Genomic DNA, 17,927 nt, shown 5'->3' on the forward strand with positions numbered 1-17,927 from the left:
CTTTACCGGTTGCGGTGGGGTGGTCCGGCACGAGACGGACAGAGGCCGGGAGCGGTGCGCGACTCCGCGTCGCACACCGCTCCCGGAGATGGCCTGTCCGTTCCCGGACGGACGGGTCAGACGTCGATGCTGTCCTTGGCGGTGCCCTCGTCCCGGCCCGTCTCGGCCCGGTCCTTCAGTGCCTGCTTCCTGGAGGCCCTGAGGCTGGTGATCGTCGTGACGATCAGGACGCCGCAGATCACGCCCAGCGACACCGGGATGCTGATCTCCGGAACATGGACCCCGGACTCGTGCAGCGCGTGCAGCACCAGCTTCACACCGATGAAGCCGAGGATGATCGACAGTCCGTAGGACAGGTGGACCAGCTTCCGCAGCAGACCGCCGATGAGGAAGTACAGCTGGCGCAGACCCATGAGGGCGAACGCGTTCGCGGTGAACACGATGTACGGGTCCTGGGTCAGACCGAAGATCGCGGGGATCGAGTCGAGCGCGAAGAGCACGTCCGTGGTGCCGATGGCGAGCATCACGACCAGCATCGGGGTCATGACCCGCTTGCCGTTCTGCTCGATCCACAGCTTGGTGCCGTGGTACCGGTCGGCCACGCCGAACCTGCGCTCGGCGGCCTTGAGGAGCTTGTTCTCCTCGAACTCCTCGTCCTCCTCGTCGGCACGGGCCTCCTGGATGAGCTTCCAGGCCGTGTAGATCAGGAAGGCACCGAAGATGTAGAAGACCCACGAGAAGCTGGCGATGATCGCGGCGCCCGCGACGATGAAGACCGTCCGCAGCACCAGGGCGATGAGCACACCGACGAGGAGCACCCGCTGCTGGTACTGCGACGGCACCGCGAACTTCGCCATGATCAGGACGAAGACGAACAGGTTGTCCACGCTCAGTGACTTCTCGGTGATGTAACCGGCGAAGAACTCTCCCGCGGGTTGCCCCCCGCCGAAGACCAGCAGGCCGAGCCCGAAAATCACGGCGAGGGCGATCCAGACGATGGTCCAGATCCCGGCTTCCTTGATGGAAACATCGTGCGGCTTGCGGCCGATGAAGAAGTCGATCGAGATGAGGGCGAGAAGCCCCAGGACAGTAAGGACCCAAAGGGTCGAGGAAACATCCACTGCGCCTCCGGCAGATACGTCTCACGGAAAATGTCAGCGTCGTCGCTGCCGGAGGTCTCTTCCACCCAGGTCTTCAGCACTTGTGAGCGCCGGAACAGACCTATGGGCCGACGCCCCGGGATCAGGCCTGATCCGTATTGACGAGGTCGCCGCACAGACGGGGAGTACTCCCCTCCGTGTGCAAAACCTTACCCCCATCACCAAGGATTGGTAAAGAGCGAGGTAAAAGAAATCCCAAAGCACCAGGTGGAAGCTGGTCTCATGCGGGCATGGTCCAGGAGATGGGACGCCACCGCCGCGTTTACGGACGCATACTCACGGGCTCCCGGCCGGGGAGGTCATGTCCGGCGGGCCTCGGCGACCCGGGTGAGCACCTGCCGGAGGACCTGGCTCCCCGGGGGCACGAGCGGGGGCTCGTACGTCCAGGCGTGGCCGACCCACGGGTCGGCCAGATGACTGTCGGCCACCGGCGTCAGCCGCAGCAGGGAGCGCCACAGGGGGTCGAGCAGCGGACCGTACCCGGCGGACTCCTCGCGGTCGGCGACCATCATCAGGTGGACGCCGACGGACGGGCCCTCGTCGGCGAGGTAGCGCAACTGGTTCACGGCACGGTCGTCGAAACCGTGCGGGAAGTCGTTGACGATCAGTAGCTGCTGGGAGGTGTCGAAGCCGGACGGCAGCGCGTCGGCGACTCCGCCGCGCAGCGCCATCTGCACCAGGTCGACCCGCTGCGTGAGCCGGCCCAGGACGTCCGCGACGCCCGCCGCGCCCCGGGCGGGCGGGGCCGCCAGTACACCGCTCCGCGTCAGCGGTATCAACGACTGCGCGCCAGATCCGGCCGGGTCGACGACGTGCACGGTGAACTCGCCCGCCGGGTAGACGGCGAGCAGGCGTGCCGCATGGGTCACCGCCGTCTCCATGGCGAGACGCCGCATGTCGTGGGTATCGGTGAACGACTCGTCCAGGGTGTCGGTGCGGCCGCTGTCGATCCACAGGCCGCGCTCCAGCGGCAGCCTGAGCAGCATGGGGATGCGGATCCGGTCGGCCTCGGGCAGCCGGAGGTCACCCAGGCGCAGCGCCATGGGAATCTCCATCGGCACCCGGTAGGCGTGCCAGACGGGGTTGTCCCAGCGGGCGTACGCCGGGGGCAGGGCGGGTTCGACGACCTCGGCCTCGGCGACGAGCTGGGCGAGGTCACGGTCGAGGGCCTCCCTCGCCCGGTCGACGAGCTGGGCCTGCCGGGCCCTGGCCGCCTCGCGCGCGGCGTCGGCCTGGCCGCCGACCCGGCTGCGCGGGTCGGACAGGGCCTGCTCCAGCTCCTTGTCCATGCGGGACTCGGCGAAGTCGACGGCGCTGCGGTAGGCGGCGGTGGTGCGGGCCAGGTCCTCGAACATGCCCCAGACCTGGTTGTAGAGCCGCTCCTCCATGGACCAGCCGGTCGCGTCGCCCGCGACGGGCTGTGCGGGCTGTCCCGGCGGGGCCGGGGGCGCGGCCGGCGGAGGCGGTGGCGGGGCGGCGTTCTGCCTGCGGGGGTGGCTGTAGTCGATCGGACCGCCGGCCGCCGCCGCGGACGGATCCTCGGCTCCGCCGGGATACGCCGGCTGCGGTCCGCCCTGGCCCGGCGATCCGGCCGGCCGGCCGCCGTACGCGGGCGGCACGGGGCCGGGGGCACCCTGGGGCGCGGTGTCGGCGCTCTGGTCAAGATGGCGGGCCGGGGTGGCCGCCTGGTGTGAGCGGTCGCTTTCGGAGGGGCGGGGCGGTGGCGCCTGCACGGAGCGGGCGAGGCCCCTGGTGACCGCTTCCTCGATGTGGCCCGCGAGCTGCTGCGCCTGGGGCAGTGCCTGGTCGGTGAAGAGTTCGGCCAGGCCGCCGGCGTACCCCTGGCCGACCGCGCGCACCTTCCAGGCTCCCTGGCGCCGGTAGAGCTCCAGGGCGATGACGGCCGTTTCGGCTTCCAGGCCGGTGAGGGTGTAGCTGGCCACTTCGGTGCCGTCCAGCCCGGTGACCGCGACGAAGGGCGCGGCGACGGCGCCGAAGCGGGTGGGGCCCTGGCCGGCGACGGCGGGCAGGGCGAGCAGCACGCCGACGCGGTGGACCTCGTCCGCCAGGGCGTCCAGGTCCACCGCGAGCCGGTGGTCGGCCGCGGCCTGTCGCGACACCTCCAGGCCGGGCCGGGTGGGCGCGCCCGGGTGGGCCACCCACTCCGCCCCGTGGATCCTGCCGTCCTCGTCGCCGAGCGCGGCCACGGTCACGACCGGCGTGCCGGCCGAGATCCGGATCTCGAGACGGGACTGGGAGAGGGGGTGGTTCTGTCCCCGCACCAGCTCGGCCGTCATCGCCCTCGCCCCCTGTGTCGCGCGCTTCGCGTGTCGCTCGTGTTCTGCCGTGTGTGACGTGCCGCCGGTGACCTGCCGCTCACCCCGTTCACAGGTGACGGTCCGGGCGCCGCTCACCGGCCCCGACGGGGCCGGCCGGCGCTACGGGTACTGCGGGTACTGCGGGTGGCTCGACCGGATGCCGCTGCGGATACTCAGAGCACCGGCAGAATCGCCGGCATGAGGTCCTGGAAGGTGCGGCCGTTGGCCGGGTTGCCGAGGGCCGTCATCGTCCAGCCCGTGCCCGAGCGGTGGACCTTCGCCATGATCTGGGCCGTGTAGGCGCCGCCGCCGGCCAGCGTGTAGCGGGCGAGTTCCTCCCCGTTGGTCTCGTCGACGAGACGGCAGAACGCGTTCTGCACCTCCTGGAAGGTCTGGCCCGTGAAGGAGTTCACGGTGAAGACGATCTGGTCGATGTGGACCGGGACACGGGACAGGTCGACGAGGACGGCCTCGTCGTCGCCGCCCTGGCCGACGCCGCCGACGAGGTTGTCGCCGGTGTGGCGCACGGAGCCGTCGTCACTCACCAGATGGCGGAAGAAGACGACGTCGACCGGCTGCTTGTCCGCGAACAGGACGGCGGAGGCGTCCAGGTCGATCTCCCGGGTACGCGAGCCGAACAGGCCGCGGCGGGGGGCCGCCTGCCAGCCGAGACCCATACGGACCGCGGTCAGGCTGCCGCCGTCGTTCTTCTGCAGACTGATGGCCTGACCCTTGGTCATGTTGACGGTCACGCGCTGATTCCCCTCTCGGACTTTCCCCTGTTGCCGCGAAACCGCGGATGCCCAGAACCCTACGCAGGAGCACCGACGGTGCCGCACCCCGGTTCGCACTTTGTGTCGGTCTTGCAACACAGCCCGTGCCGGACGGGCGCCGGGCCGGAGCACGACGCCGTCAGGACAGACCCACCTCCCGCATCTGCCGCAACTCCTTCTTCATCTCGGAGACCTCGTCGCGCAGCCGGGCCGCGATCTCGAACTGGAGGTCCGCGGCGGCGCCCCGCATCCGCGCGGTGAGCTCCTCGATCTGCTCGGCGAGCTCCGCCGCGGGCCGGTCGGTGGGTACCGGCTCGGCACCCTTGGCCCTGCCCTTCGCGCCCTTGGCCGCCTTGGTACCGAGTGCGGGCACGGGGGCCCTGGTCCCGCCGCCGTCCTTCTTGGCCTGGCGGTAGCCGGAGCCCAGCAACTGCTCGGTGTCGATGTCCTCGCGGGCGATCTGGGAGACGATGTCGTTGATCTTCTTGCGGAGCGGCTGGGGGTCGATGCCCTTCGCCCGGTTGTAGGCGACCTGCTTCTCCCGGCGGCGGTTGGTCTCGTCGATGGCCTTCTCCATCGACGGGGTGATCCTGTCCGCGTACATGTGGACCTGGCCGGAGACGTTGCGCGCGGCACGGCCGATGGTCTGGATCAGGGAGGTGCCGGAGCGCAGGAAGCCTTCCTTGTCGGCGTCGAGGATCGCGACCAGGGACACCTCGGGCAGGTCGAGTCCCTCACGCAGCAGGTTGATGCCGACGAGGACGTCGTACTCGCCGCTGCGCAGCTCCCGGAGCAGCTCGACGCGGCGCAGGGTGTCGACGTCACTGTGGAGGTAGCGCACCTGGATGCCGAGTTCGAGGAAGTAGTCGGTGAGGTCCTCGGCCATCTTCTTGGTGAGCGTGGTCACCAGGACGCGCTCGTCCTTCTCCACGCGCGAGCGGATCTCGTGCACCAGGTCGTCGATCTGGCCCTCGGTGGGCTTGACGACGACCTCGGGGTCGACCAGGCCGGTGGGGCGGATGATCTGCTCGACGACGCCGTCCGAGCGGGAGAGCTCGTACTGGCCGGGGGTGGCCGACAGGTAGACGGCCTGTCCGATGCGCTCCTGGAACTCCTCCCACTTCAGCGGGCGGTTGTCCAGGGCGGAGGGGAGCCGGAAGCCGTGGTCGACGAGGGTGCGCTTGCGGGAGGCGTCGCCCTCGTACATGGCGCCGATCTGCGGCACGGTGACGTGCGACTCGTCGATGACGAGGAGGAAGTCGTCCGGGAAGTAGTCCATCAGGGTGTTCGGCGGGGAGCCGGGCAGGCGGCCGTCGAAGTGCATCGAGTAGTTCTCCACGCCGGAGCAGCTGCCGATCTGGCGGAGCATCTCGAGGTCGTAGGTGGTGCGCATCCGCAAGCGCTGGGCCTCCAGGAGCTTGCCCTGCTTCTCCATCTCGGCGAGGCGCCCGGTGAGTTCCTTCTCGATGTCGTTCACGGCCCGCTCCATGCGTTCGGGGCCGGCGACGTAGTGGGAGGCCGGGAAGACGTACAGCTGCCGGTCGTCGCTGATGATCTCGCCGGTGACCGGGTGGAGCGTGGAGAGCGCCTCGATCTCGTCGCCGAACATCTCGATGCGGACGGCGAGCTCCTCGTAGACCGGGAAGATCTCGATGGTGTCGCCGCGGACGCGGAAGGTGCCCCGGGTGAAGGCCAGGTCGTTGCGCGTGTACTGGATGTCCACGAAGCGACGCAGCAGTTCGTCCCGGTCGAACTCCTCGCCGACGCGGAGCGGCACCATGCGGTCCACGTACTCCTGCGGGGTGCCGAGGCCGTAGATGCAGGAGACGGAGGCGACCACGATGACGTCGCGGCGGGTGAGCAGGGAGTTGGTCGCGGAGTGGCGCAGCCGCTCGACCTCCTCGTTGACCGAGGAGTCCTTCTCGATGTAGGTGTCCGACTGCGGGACGTACGCCTCGGGCTGGTAGTAGTCGTAGTACGAGACGAAGTACTCGACCGCGTTGTTCGGAAGCAGTTCACGGAACTCGTTGGCCAGCTGGGCGGCCAGAGTCTTGTTCGGCGCCATGACCAGGGTGGGCCGCTGGAGCTTCTCGATCATCCACGCGGTGGTGGCGGACTTGCCGGTGCCGGTCGCGCCCAGGAGGACGACGTTCTTCTCGCCGGCTTCGATGCGCCGGGCGAGGTCGGCGATGGCCGTCGGCTGGTCGCCGCTGGGCTGGTAGGAGCTGACGACCTCGAAGGGCGCCACCGTGCGTTCGATCTGGGAAACGGGCCGCATGCCACCCACCGTACGACCCCCCACTGACAACGGGTCCCGGTCAGCGTTTCTGCGGGGTGCGGGTGCGAGTGCGGTGCTCGACGGGACCGCGGACGCGCAGCCGCAGGCGTGTCGGGCGCGCCGGGGAGGAGTGGTGGCGGGGGTGGGCGGGAATACCGGGTTTGTGCTCGCCGGGCGCCGGTCCGGGCCGGCCCGTGATCATCATCGGGTCGAAGATCACCATGATGCCGGCCAGGACCAGGAGGGCGAGCGGGCCGAGCATCATGGGGGCGAGCAGCGTGGCCGCGGATTCCCCCGTGGAGGGGGCGGCCGTCCCGTGGACGTGGACCTCCAGGGCGGCCATGCCGGTGTAGTGCATGCCGGTGACCGCGAGGCCCATGACGACGCTCGCACCCACGCTCCACAGGAAACCCCTGGCCTGCGCGGCCGCCCACAGGGCGGCGGTCGCGGCGGCCATCGCGATGGCGACGGACGCGGCGACGGTGAGGGTGTTGTACTCCAGCTGTCCGTCGAGGCTCATGCCGGCCATGCCCAGGTAGTGCATGGAGGCGATACCGAGGCCGGTGATGGTGCCGCCGGTGAACAGGGCCGTTCCGGTGGCACCCCGGTAGCCGACGATGAAGATCCCGATCCCCACCATGACGACGGCGACGGCCAGACTGGCGAACGTCATCAGGCGGTCGTAGTGGATCGGCGTGCTCTCGATCGTGAAGCCCATCATCGCTATGAAGTGCATCGTCCATATGCCGGATCCGATGGCCGCCGAGCCCAGGGCGAGCCAGCCGGGGCGCCACGACCCGGCCACGACAAGCGGCCGGGTGGCACATCTCAGCCCCAGGGCGCCGCCGAGGCAGGCCATGAGGAAGGCCACCACCGGTGTGACCAGACCGTAACTGAATCCGTCGACCGTGCTCTGCATGCGCGGCTGCCCTTCCACCCTTTGCGTCCCGGAATTTCGGTTGTGAACCCCCTCCCAGAACCGCGTCGGCGGTCAGGGTTGACGCAGAGAGTATGACCTCACCGGAACGGCCGAACGACTCTCCGGCAAAGAAACACGCCCTTGCCCCACTTGTGCGGCACCAGTGTGCGCAGTTGTAACGAACCTGTTCGGTTTGTGGTCATAGTGTGCGCACTCCTCGTCGACTCTCTGCTGTCACAGTTGAACTGTTCGCGATATTCCGACCGGGCGATGATCCGACCATCCGGCACCGACCGACCAGTGAAGATCCCGCCGTCCGGCCAGGATCAGCCTTCCTGCCGATGGCCCGGCCCGCTCGACGCGAGGAGTACGTATGCACGCACGCACCGTTGCCGCCTCGATCACCTCACTCCTGGGAACCGCCGCTCTCCTTCTCACCCTCTCCCCCGCGCGCGCCACCGGCGGTGACACGCTCCCCCTGGTCGTCGCCCACCGGGGCGCCTCCGGATACGCACCCGAGAACACCCTCCCGGCCGCCGACAAGGCGGCGGAGCTCGGCGTCGACTGGGTGGAGAACGACGTCCAGCGCACCCACGACGGCGAACTAGTCGTCCTGCACGACGACAGCCTGGCGCGGACCACGGACGTCGAGGAGGTCTTCCCCAGCCGGTCGCCCTGGAAGGTGAAGGACTTCACCGCCGCGGAGATCGCCCGGCTCGACGCGGGCAGCTGGTTCGGTCCCGCGTTCGCGGGCACGCGCGTTCCGACACTGGAGCAGTTCGTCCGACGGCTCGAGCGGCACGGCCAGAAACTGCTCCTGGAGATCAAGAACCCTCAGCTGTACCCCGGCATCGAGGGCGAGACCCTGAAGGTCCTGAGCAATGAGGGGTGGCTCGACCACGCGCATCTGGGGAACCGGCTGGTCGTGCAGAGCTTCAGCGCGGACAGCGTGCGGACGGTTCACGAGCTGAAGCCCGGGGTGAAGACCGGCTTCATCGGCGCGCCTCCCGTGAAGGACCTGCCCGTGTACGCGGACTTCGCCGACCAGATCAACCCCTCGCACACCTCCTTGTCCGCCGGTTACGTCGCCGCCGTCCAGGGCTTCCGGGGACCGCACGGCACACCTCTGGAGGTCCTCACCTGGACGGTGGACGACGCGGCCGCGGCCCGGCGGGCCGTCGGATTCGGGGTCGACGGGATCATCAGCAACAAGCCCGACATGGTGCGGGACGCGGTGGGCGGCTGATCCCTCACCGCCCCTTCGTGCCCCCTTGTGCCCGATCGCCTCCGGCCCCTCGCTCTTCGGTCCGGCGTTGTCGGTGGCGGGCCGTACGGTGGGGCGCATGGACAGCCATGGGCGGTACGAGCGGCGGGTCGTGTGGGCCGTCGTCGACACGGGCATCGGCCCGCTGCTGCTGGCCGCGACCCGTGAGGGTCTGGTCAACGTCGTGTTCCACGCCACGGACGAGGTGCGCGACAGCGCGCTGGAACGGCTGGCGTCCCGGCTCGGCACCGAGCCCGCCGAGGAGCCCGGCTCCTCGCTGCTCACCGAGGCGATACGCCAGGTCGAGGCGTACTTCGCGGGTGAGCGGCGCGATTTCGACCTGTCCCTGGACTGGTCGCTGATCTCCGGCTTCCACCGGGAGGTGCTGAGCGAGCTGGCCTCCGGCGTGCCGTACGGCACGGTGGTGGGGTACGGCGATCTGGCCGGCCGGGTCGGCCGGCCGGAGGGCGCCCAGGCCGTCGGCGCGGCGATGGGGGCGAACCCCCTGCCGGTGGTCGTGCCCTGTCACCGGGTCGTGGAGAGGGACGGCGGCATCGGCGGGTTCGGGGGCGGGTTGGAGACCAAGCGCCGGCTGCTCGCCCTGGAGGGCGTGCTGCCGGAGCCCTTGTTCTGACGGATGGAACGCTCCCGCAGCCGTCAGTCGTAGTGCCGTGCCTCGAACACGTTCCCGTCGGGGTCGCGGAAGTAGAAGCTGCGCCTGGCGAGTCCGCGGGCGCCGAAGGAGTCGTGCGAGAGTTCCGTCAGGGGTACGGACCGTTCCTCGAGACGGCTGCGGAGAGCGTCGAAGTCGTCGGCGGGCAGCGACAGACAGACGTGGTTGACGGGGTGGCCGGAGGCTTCGGCGGCGCCGGGCAGCATCGTCATGCGTTCCGCCATGGTGAACGGCATGAGGTCGAGGATGGTCTCCTCGTTGACCCGTACCGAGGGGAAGGGCGCCTCGCCCGCGGAGAAGTCGGTGAGTCTGACCGGTTCCAGGCCGACCGCCTTCTCGTAGAAGCCGGCGGCCGCGATCGGATCGCGCACCCAGAGGACGACGTGGTCGAGACGTGCTGTGTTCTCCGTCATGTGCCCCAGACTCCGCGAGACCCGCGGTGGCTCGCAAGGGGTTTGGCCGGCCGCCCGGCCCGCCAGGGATGAGGGAGGAGCGACAGACGGGAGACGGCTCGTGATCCTGACGGTGTCCGAAGAGGTGCGGGAGGCGCTCACCGCCCGCCGGCCGGTGGTGGCCCTGGAGTCCACGATCATCGCGCACGGGCTGCCCCGGCCGCGCAATCTCCGGGTGGCGACGGAGCTGGAGGCGGCGGTGCGGCGGGAGGGCGCCGTCCCCGCCACGGTCGCCGTGCTGGACGGGCGGCCCCGGATCGGCCTGGACAAGGAGCAGCTGGAGCGGGTGGCCCATGAGGACGGCGTCCGCAAGCTCGGTCATCGCGACCTGCCGCTCGCGGTGGCGTCCGGGGCGAGCGGTGCCACCACGGTGTCGGCCACCGCCCTGCTGGCCGCGCTCGCGGGCGTACGGGTGTTCGCGACCGGCGGACTCGGCGGGGTGCACCGCGAGTGGACGGTGACCCAGGACGAGTCCGCCGATCTCGGGCTGCTGGCGCGGACCAGGATCACCGTGGTGTGCGCGGGCGTGAAGTCGGTCCTGGACGTACCGGCGACGCTGCAGCGGCTGGAGACCCTGGGGGTCGCGGTCGCCGGGTACGGCACGGACCGCTTCCCCGGCTTCTATCTGTCGGACTCGGGGCACCCCGTGGACTGGCGGCTGGACACGCCGGAACAGGTGGCGGAGGTGATGCGGGCGCAGGACGCCCTCGGCGGGCCCGGATCGGCACTGATCGTGGCCAACCCCGTTCCCGTGGAGGAGCAGTTGGATCCCGGGCTGCACGCCCGGGTGCTCGACGAGGCGCTGCGGGCGTGCGAGGAGGAGGGCGTCACCGGTCAGGCGGTCACTCCGTTCCTGCTCGGTCACCTGGTGCGGCGCACCGACGGCGCCTCCCTCGCCGCCAATCTGGCGGCGGTCCGGGGCAACGTACGGCTGGCGGCCCGCATCGCGACGGCCTGGACCGGGGCGTGAGGTGGCGTGACGGCGGCGGTCCCGGGTGACGGAGGCGGCAGCGCTGCCGGGGCGGGCCGTGCGGCGGGGGCGGCCGGCGCTCACTCCGGCGCGGGTGCCGGAGCCCGGCCCGGAGCCCGGCCCGGAGCGCTGCTGGTCGTCGGTGACGTCATCACCGATGTGGTCGCCCGGCACCGGGGGCCGCTCGCCCCGGGTACGGACACCGCGGCGGCGATCCGGACGGTGCCCGGTGGTGCGGGGGCCAATGTGGCCTGCTGGGCGGCGTGCTGGGGCGAGGCGGAGGTGCGGCTGCTCGGACGCGTGGGCGAGGACGCGGCGGCGTGGCACGCACGGGAGCTGGCCGCCTGCGGGGTACGTCCCCTGCTGGTGGTCGATCCGCAGGCGCCGACCGGGACCGTGATCTGCCTGGTCGACGAGGACGCGGCGGCCGAGCGGACCTTCCTCACCGACAGTGGGGCCTCACTGCGGCTCGAACCCGGTGACTGGTCGGACGTATTGCTGGACGGGGTGGCCCGGTTGCATCTGTCGGGGTATCTGCTGTTCAGCGAACCGGGCCGGGCGTTCGTGGCGGTGGCGCTGAAGGCGGCACGCGTGCGGGGAGTGCCGGTGAGCCTGGATCCGGCGTCGGCCGGTTTCCTCACGCGGCTGGGTGCCGGCCGCTTCCTGTCCCTCGTCGAGGGCATCGACATCCTGCTGCCCAGTCGTGACGAGGCGTGCCTGCTCACGGGGTTGCCGGAGGCGGCCGACGCGGCGGCGCGGCTGAGCCGGCGGGTCCCGCTGGTCGTGGCCAAGCAGGGGGCCGAAGGCGCGTTGCTGGCCCGGTCCGGTCAGGTGTGCGCCCGCGTTCCCGCCGTGGCGGCGACACCCCGGGACAGCACGGGCGCCGGCGACGCCTTCACCGGTGCGTTCCTCACCACCCTCATGGCGGGCGCCGATCCGGAACATGCGGCGGCGGCGGGATGCAGGGCGGGTGCGCTGGCGGTGCGCCGGGTGGGAGGCCGCCCGCCACCACCGGCCTGACGGCCTCGGCCGGCCTCCGCCGCCCCGCCCCCGTCCTCTGCCCGCCGGAGAGGCTCTAGGGCTTGCGTCCCCAGGCCGAGATCATCGGGGCCGTTGCCAGGTCCAGGATGCCGGCGGCGACATTGGCGAGGTGGCGGTCGATGTCCTGGGCGGTGGCGATGCCCGCGGTGACGAGCCGGTCCCGGGCCAGGCGGACGGTGGCGGACTCCAGGGCCGCGCAGGCGGGGGCGGCGATCGGGAAGCAGGCGTCGGCCCGTACCTCGCTCAGGCCGGTCTCCCGCAGCAGACGTGGGAGTGCGCGGCCGTGGGCGAGGTCGGCCCCGCGGTCGTCGAGGAGCTTGCGCAGGCTCTGCCGCAGCCGGTTCGCGAGCCGCTGCTCGGGGCCGTACTCGTCCGGGCAGGCCAGGGGCTGCAGAGCGGGGTCGGTGTCCTCGACCAGGAGGCGCCCCCGGGGGCGCAGGGCGCTGACCATGGACCGCACCGCGCGTTCGCGGTCCGCCACGCCGAGAAGCGGGAGCCGTGCGTGCACCAGGTCGAACCCGCCCGTCGGCGGCTCCTCCGCCTCGATGTCGTGGATGCGCGCCTCCACCGGCGGACGGGCGGCCGGGGCGAGCCGGGTGGTGTCGGCACCCGTGACCAGCACCTTGCCGGTCGGTCCGACCTTCTTGGCCAGCCAGGACACCACGGAACCGGCGCCGGCTCCGATCTCCCAGCAGCGCCAGCCGGCGCCGACGCCGACCGCTTCGAGGTTCCGGAACGTGGTGGGGTCGAACAGGTCGGCGAAGGCGTCGAGGTGTTCCGCCGCCCCGGTCTGCTGGTGCGCCCCGGTCTGCTGGTGCGCCTCGGTCTGCTGGTGTTCGAGCAGGTACCCGTCGCTTCGCGTCATGCCGCGATCATCCCAGTTGCCCGGCTTGTCCGGCGTGGTCGACGCTCCGGCCCGTCGCCCGTTCCTCCACAGCCGGGGAGCGGCCGGGGAGCGGCACGGTCCGCGTTCAGCCGGACGGGACCCTGGCGTAGACGCTCTCGGCCCAGGTGGCGAGCTGGTCGTCCGTCAGGTGCTGGGCGAGATCGGCCTCGCTGATCATGCCGACCAGGCGCTTGTCGTCGACGACGGGGAGCCGGCGGATGCGGTGGGTCTGCATCTCCTGGAGGACCTCGCCGACGTCGGCGTCCGCCTCGATCCAGCGCGGTGTGCCCTTGGCCATCTCCCCCGCGGTGACCCTGGCCGGATCGTGGCCTATGGCGACACAGCCGACGACGATGTCGCGGTCCGTGAGGATGCCGCAGAGGCGCTCGTTCTCGTCGCTGATGGGCAGCGCGCCGACGTTCAGCTCGCGCATCAGCTGGGCTGCGCGGTCGAGCGTCTCGTGGGCGGGGATCCACTGGGCGCCGCGGTGCATGATGTCTCCGGCGGTGGTCATGAGGTACCTCCCGGTGCCGGACGGCCGGCGCGGCGCGGGTCGCACCGCGAGTACCGGCGCCCTTCATTGTCGCTGTGCCGCCGGGGCCCCGCACCTTCGCCCGGCCTCAGCCGTGCCACGCCGGGTGGCGGGGGTCGTCGGCGCGTACCAGGACGTCGGCGGTGCCGGCCGGGCCGGTCTCCCGCTCGTAGCGCTCGAAGGCGGGCAGGGTCCAGTGCCCGGACTCGGGGGTGCGGCGGCGCAGGGCGCCCGGGGAGAGCGAGACGTGGACGCTCAGATCGAAGGGGAACCAGTGCCGCAGAAGGAGCGGGCCGTGCAGCAGCAGTGCCCCGCCGGGTGGGAGCGGGACGTAGGGGCTGCGGGTGGCCCGGTCGGTGACGGGGTCCCACAGATCGGGCAGGACCCGTCCGTTCCCGCCCGGTTCGAGAGGGCCGAACACCTCGCGCCGAAGGGCGCCGGTGTCGTACCAGCCGTCGTAGTACGACTCCACGTCCTGGTGGCCGTACTCCAGCCGGACCGAGGCGGGGCGCAGGAAGCCCTCCGCGCCCACGACGAGGGAGGGGCACCCGCGGACGCGCAGGGCCTCGGCGACCCGTCCGGCGAGGTCTTCGGGGCGGGCGGCCGGGGCGCCGTCGAAGGCGACGCGCGGCCAGGGGCCGTCGTCGGACGTCCTCAGCGTCGCCACACGCTCGGCGAGGAGGTCGCCGAGCCGGTCCCAGGTGATCGCTTCGAATCGCACACCGCCATGATGCGCGGGCCGGCTGGACTCCCGCGCATGGCCCCGCGACGCTCGGCCATGGGCACCGGGTCCGGGTCCGGCTTCACTGGTGGTGACAGTGACCGGCGGGAGGATGTCCGGCCGGGGCCGGGTGGGAGCCGACAACGTGATGGACGGACCGTACTTCGTGCCGACGGTGCTGGGTGTACTCGGAACCGGTCTGGTGGCGGGAGTCTTCTGCGCCTTCTCGACCTTCGTGATGAGAGGGCTCGCGGCGCTGCCGCCCGCGCGGGGCGTGGCGGCGATGCAGTCGGTCAACGTGGCCGCGGTGCGGGCGCCCTTCATGCTGGTGTTCCTCGGCTCGGCGCTGCTGTGCGCGGCGATCGCCGTGACGACCTTGGTGGCAGGGCCGGACGAGGGCGCGGCGTGGCTGCTGGCCGGCAGCACGCTGTACCTGTTCGGCGGGTTCGGGGTCACCGTGGTCGCGAACGTGCCGCGCAACGACGCGCTGGCCGGGCTCGATCCGGGGACCGCGGAGGCCGCCGCGTACTGGACCGTGTACGTACGCGAGTGGACGCGGTGGAACCACGTACGCACGGTCGCCTCGGCGGGTGCCGCGGTGGCGTACGCACTGGCCCTCACCTGACGACGCCCGGAAGGCACGGGCGGCACGGGCAGCACCGCCGACGGGCCTGCGGGCGGGCGCGAGCAGTCGTATCGTGGCCGGAGAACACCGGAGTCCGCAGAGCGCCAGGTCCGAGAAGCACCGGGTCCGGAGGACGCCAGGTCCGGAGAGACGAGAGACGCCGGGGGCGAAGGCTCCCGACCCCCCGAGGAATGCCGTCCGACCACGAATGGCCTGTCCCTCGCGCACGCAAGGAAGAACGCAGGGAAGAACGCAAGGAAGACGGCCATGGCCGATCCCAAGGGGTTCCTGACCACGCCGCGCCAGGACTGGCCACGCAGGCCCATCGGGGAGCGGGTCCGGGACTGGGACGAGGTCCACGTCCCCGGCGCGCTGCTGCCCCTCGTCGGTCCGCAGGCCGACCGCTGCATGGACTGCGGTGTCCCCTTCTGCCACGAGGCCTGTCCGCTGGGCAATCTGATCCCCGAGTGGAACGAGTTGGTCGCGCGCGACGACTGGCGGGCCGCGGCGGAGCGGCTGCACGCGACCAACAACTTCCCCGAGTTCACCGGCAGACTGTGCCCGGCGCCCTGCGAGGCGGGATGCGTGCTCGCCATCAACCAGCCCGCCGTGACCATCAAGAACGTCGAGTGCGCCATAGCCGACCGGGCCTGGGAGGAGGGCTTCGCCGGCCCCGCCCCGCCGGACCGGCTCTCCGGCCGGACGGTCGCCGTGATCGGCTCGGGCCCCACCGGACTCGCCGCGGCCCAGCAGCTGACCCGGGCGGGGCACACGGTCGCCGTGTACGAGCGGGACGACCGGATCGGCGGGCTGATGCGGTACGGCATCCCCGCGTTCAAGATGGAGAAGCGTCATCTGGAGCGGCGCATCGAGCAGATGCGGGCCGAGGGGACGAAGTTCCGTACGTCCACGACGGTCGGGCGCGATGTCGACGCCGCCGAACTGCGGGCGCGTTACGACGCCGTGGTGATCTCCACCGGGGCGACCGCTTGGCGGGAACTGGCCGTTCCCGGACGCGAGCTGATCGGTGTTCACCAGGCCATGGAGTATCTTCCGCTGGCCAACCGGGTGTGCGAGGGGGACCTGGAGGCGTCCCCGCTGTCCGCCGCGGGCCGCGATGTCGTCATCGTCGGGGGCGGTGACACGGGCGCCGACTGCCTGGGCACGGCCGTGCGGGAGGGGGCCGCGTCGGTGACGCAGCTGGACATCTACGACCGGCCGGGCGACGAGCGCGACGAGGACGCCGAGCCCTGGCCGACGTACCCGAAGCTGTACCGGCTGTCCCCCGCGCACGAGGAGGCCGGCGTGCTGCGGACGGCACCGGAGGCGGCCGAGGACTCCGACGTACGACTGTTCGCGGCGTCCGCCCTGCGTCTCACCGGCGACACGGACGGGCGGGTCCGGGCATTGCACCTGGTCGGGGTGGACATGGAGCGCCGCGCTCGGCCGGGCACCGAGCGTGTCCTGCCCGCCGGTCTCGTCCTCCTCGCGCTCGGCTTCTCCGGACCCGACCGGAAGGACGGGCTCATCGCCGGGCTCGGCCTGCAAATGGAGCCGCGCGGCACGATCGCGCGCGACGCCGGCTTCGCCACGAACGTGCCGGGTGTGTTCGCGGCCGGGGACGCCGCCCGCGGGCAGTCGCTGATCGTGTGGGCGATCGCCGAGGGCCGGGCGGTGGCGGCGGCCGTCGACCGTCATCTGACCGACGGCACCACCCGGCTCCCGGCCCCCATCGGTCCGTACGACCGTCCGATGACGGCGTGACGCACACCGGCGGGACGCACCCGCCCTTCGGACCGCCCGGGGCCCAGCCCTTCGGACCACCGCGCTCGGGCAGATCCCGCCAGGCCGCCCCGGTGGAGAACTTCCACAAGATCCCGTTCACCACCTGACGACGATCCCGCACCGGCCGGCCGATCCGCGACGGAGCCAGCAACGGCTCGATCACCGCCCACGCCTCATCGGTCAGCTCATGACGACGCACCATGACCTACCGACGAACAACCCACTTTGCGGACACGACCGTGGGCCTCGCGCAGCCCTACCGCCTGGTCACCGTCGGCCGGGGTCGCGTTCGCCGGCGACGTCGCCCCGGTGGTGGCGCCGGCCGGATCGGCGGTCGGGACGCGGTGAGGCTCCGGGCGCCGGCGGGTAACTCGCCGGCGTCGGCGTTCGGGATCGGCTCCGGCTCGGGCGTGGGTGCGGCAGGTCTGGTGCTCCAGGCTCCGGTGAGGAAGCCAGCTCCGGTGAGGAAGTCAGTGGGCGGCTTCTGCAGCCGCCCACCAAGATCTACGACAGCATGCCGCCTGCAGTCGGCGACGTGGATGGCGGCATGTCCACACCGTCCACTCGCCGGCCGGTGCAGAGGTCGGCGAAGGGGGCGGACGGGTGCGCAGGGAAGCACGAAGGGGCCTGGCACCGGACACGCCGACCCCGTGTGTCCGCGATCCGCTCGCGGCGACAGGCATCATGTCCCTGGCCTGCTCGCACGGTGGCGCGTGGGACCTGTTGACCCAGGACTCGAACACGGGATGGATCATGCTGGACAGTCCCGCCTCCACCCCGCGAGGCCGTGCGGAGCACGGCGGGGCACGTGTCCTGGCCGGAGTCCTTCTTCTGGCCGATGCCGGGATCCACGCCTACGAGGTCATCGACGCGGACGTGCCCTTCCTCATCGGCGGTTTCATCGCCACCGTGGTCGGTACCGCTGTGGGCGCCCTTCTTCTTTTGACCCGCGGACCGCGGCTGGGCTGGGTCGTGGGAGGCCTCACGGCGTTGCTGACCACCATCGGCTACATCGTCACCCGTGCCACGCCTGTTCCCACCGACGAGGACGACTACGGCAACTGGCTGGAACCCCTGGGCATCTGCTCGTTGGTCCTCCAGGGCATCGTCGTCGTCATGGCCGCCGTGGCTCTGAGCGGGCCCGCCCCACTACGGCCGGGCCACCTCGTCCAGGAGGCGAAGTCGGTGACACCCGGCCTCCAGCCCGATGACCCAGGTTCCGGTTCGCCGGACGAGCCGGCCGCATCACCATGAACAAAACCTGTTGCGGGCGGCGGGCACGCGTCCAGGACGCTCACGTGGACCCGCCGGCCAGCCGCAGGTGCACAGTGACGAGGACCCAGGGCCAACGTCAGGTCTTCGCCCTCGTCGAGACGCTCCAGAGGAACTTCACCCTGCGGACGGCAACACGTCACGTCACCGGCCCGCCCGCTCGAACACCCCACCCGCCGCCCAGCAGCACAACGGGAATACCGGTTTCACCTGATGTGTCAACGAACGACACGCTGCGACTGCGGGTGACTACGCGCG

The 17,927-nt window shown here is 71.5% G+C and carries 16 protein-coding genes and 1 pseudogene; 7 read left to right on the forward strand and 10 right to left on the reverse strand.

The window, feature by feature from the left end:
- Positions 1-116 precede the first annotated feature (116 nt).
- The 5 genes from V4Y04_RS08020 to V4Y04_RS08040 all read right to left on the reverse strand — a co-directional run bounded on the left by V4Y04_RS08020 (position 117) and on the right by V4Y04_RS08040 (position 7,448).
- On the reverse strand, positions 117-1,121 hold the full coding sequence (locus tag V4Y04_RS08020; RefSeq protein WP_332426635.1) for a TerC family protein: 1,005 nt from the start codon (positions 1,119-1,121) through the stop codon (positions 117-119).
- A 338-nt stretch (positions 1,122-1,459) separates the two neighbouring features.
- A complete protein-coding gene (locus tag V4Y04_RS08025) occupies positions 1,460-3,457 on the reverse strand; it encodes a TerD family protein (protein WP_332426637.1) in 1,998 nt (665 codons plus the stop codon).
- Positions 3,458-3,651: 194 nt separating this feature from the next.
- A complete protein-coding gene (locus tag V4Y04_RS08030; RefSeq protein WP_332426638.1) occupies positions 3,652-4,230 on the reverse strand; it encodes a TerD family protein in 579 nt (192 codons plus the stop codon).
- Between the two features lie 160 nt (positions 4,231-4,390).
- The gene (gene uvrB / locus V4Y04_RS08035) at positions 4,391-6,529 is read right to left on the reverse strand and encodes an excinuclease ABC subunit UvrB (protein ID WP_332426639.1); all 2,139 of its coding nucleotides are present in this window, start codon (positions 6,527-6,529) and stop codon (positions 4,391-4,393) included.
- Between the two features lie 40 nt (positions 6,530-6,569).
- The gene (locus tag V4Y04_RS08040; RefSeq protein WP_332426640.1) at positions 6,570-7,448 is read right to left on the reverse strand and encodes an MHYT domain-containing protein; all 879 of its coding nucleotides are present in this window, start codon (positions 7,446-7,448) and stop codon (positions 6,570-6,572) included.
- 373 nt (positions 7,449-7,821) lie between these two features.
- Here V4Y04_RS08040 and V4Y04_RS08045 point away from each other — a divergent pair, with 373 nt between their 5' ends.
- Both V4Y04_RS08045 and V4Y04_RS08050 read left to right on the forward strand, forming a co-directional pair.
- On the forward strand, positions 7,822-8,694 hold the full coding sequence (locus V4Y04_RS08045; protein WP_332426641.1) for a glycerophosphodiester phosphodiesterase: 873 nt from the start codon (positions 7,822-7,824) through the stop codon (positions 8,692-8,694).
- Positions 8,695-8,791: 97 nt separating this feature from the next.
- On the forward strand, positions 8,792-9,346 hold the full coding sequence (locus V4Y04_RS08050) for a methylated-DNA--[protein]-cysteine S-methyltransferase (RefSeq protein ID WP_332426643.1): 555 nt from the start codon (positions 8,792-8,794) through the stop codon (positions 9,344-9,346).
- Between the two features lie 23 nt (positions 9,347-9,369).
- Here V4Y04_RS08050 and V4Y04_RS08055 read toward each other — a convergent pair whose 3' ends face one another.
- A complete protein-coding gene (locus V4Y04_RS08055; protein WP_332426644.1) occupies positions 9,370-9,798 on the reverse strand; it encodes a VOC family protein in 429 nt (142 codons plus the stop codon).
- 100 nt (positions 9,799-9,898) lie between these two features.
- Here V4Y04_RS08055 and V4Y04_RS08060 point away from each other — a divergent pair, with 100 nt between their 5' ends.
- Together V4Y04_RS08060 and V4Y04_RS08065 are read left to right on the forward strand one after the other, a co-directional pair.
- On the forward strand, positions 9,899-10,807 hold the full coding sequence (locus V4Y04_RS08060) for a pseudouridine-5'-phosphate glycosidase (RefSeq protein WP_332426646.1): 909 nt from the start codon (positions 9,899-9,901) through the stop codon (positions 10,805-10,807).
- Positions 10,808-10,936: 129 nt separating this feature from the next.
- On the forward strand, positions 10,937-11,827 hold the full coding sequence (locus tag V4Y04_RS08065) for a carbohydrate kinase family protein (protein WP_332432753.1): 891 nt from the start codon (positions 10,937-10,939) through the stop codon (positions 11,825-11,827).
- A gap of 55 nt (positions 11,828-11,882) precedes the next feature.
- On the opposite strand, the gene V4Y04_RS08070 is transcribed toward V4Y04_RS08065, so the two are convergent.
- From V4Y04_RS08070 to V4Y04_RS08080, 3 genes are all read right to left on the reverse strand, one after another.
- Positions 11,883-12,713, reverse strand: coding sequence for a methyltransferase domain-containing protein (locus tag V4Y04_RS08070; RefSeq protein ID WP_332426647.1), 831 nt, complete (start codon positions 12,711-12,713; stop codon positions 11,883-11,885).
- Positions 12,714-12,819: 106 nt separating this feature from the next.
- Positions 12,820-13,248, reverse strand: a complete 429-nt coding sequence (locus tag V4Y04_RS08075) for a CBS domain-containing protein (RefSeq protein WP_332426648.1) — start codon at positions 13,246-13,248, stop codon at positions 12,820-12,822.
- 106 nt (positions 13,249-13,354) lie between these two features.
- Positions 13,355-13,987: a uridine kinase gene (locus V4Y04_RS08080; protein WP_332426649.1), complete on the reverse strand. Its 633-nt coding sequence runs from the start codon at positions 13,985-13,987 to the stop codon at positions 13,355-13,357.
- A gap of 145 nt (positions 13,988-14,132) precedes the next feature.
- Here V4Y04_RS08080 and V4Y04_RS08085 point away from each other — a divergent pair, with 145 nt between their 5' ends.
- Together V4Y04_RS08085 and V4Y04_RS08090 are read left to right on the forward strand one after the other, a co-directional pair.
- On the forward strand, positions 14,133-14,612 hold the full coding sequence (locus tag V4Y04_RS08085; protein ID WP_332432754.1) for an anthrone oxygenase family protein: 480 nt from the start codon (positions 14,133-14,135) through the stop codon (positions 14,610-14,612).
- A gap of 267 nt (positions 14,613-14,879) precedes the next feature.
- The gene (locus tag V4Y04_RS08090) at positions 14,880-16,376 is read left to right on the forward strand and encodes a glutamate synthase subunit beta (protein WP_332426651.1); all 1,497 of its coding nucleotides are present in this window, start codon (positions 14,880-14,882) and stop codon (positions 16,374-16,376) included.
- 52 nt (positions 16,377-16,428) lie between these two features.
- On the opposite strand, the pseudogene V4Y04_RS08095 reads toward V4Y04_RS08090, so the two are convergent.
- Positions 16,429-16,599 (reverse strand): annotated as a pseudogene (locus tag V4Y04_RS08095) (transposase); the annotation flags it as partial.
- A 551-nt stretch (positions 16,600-17,150) separates the two neighbouring features.
- Between V4Y04_RS08095 and V4Y04_RS08100 the strand changes: the two are divergent.
- The gene (locus V4Y04_RS08100; RefSeq protein WP_332426652.1) at positions 17,151-17,651 is read left to right on the forward strand and encodes a hypothetical protein; all 501 of its coding nucleotides are present in this window, start codon (positions 17,151-17,153) and stop codon (positions 17,649-17,651) included.
- The last annotated feature ends 276 nt before the right edge of the window (positions 17,652-17,927 follow it).

Source organism: Streptomyces sp. P9-A2 (assembly GCF_036634175.1).
Lineage (GTDB): Bacteria > Actinomycetota > Actinomycetes > Streptomycetales > Streptomycetaceae > Streptomyces > Streptomyces pratens.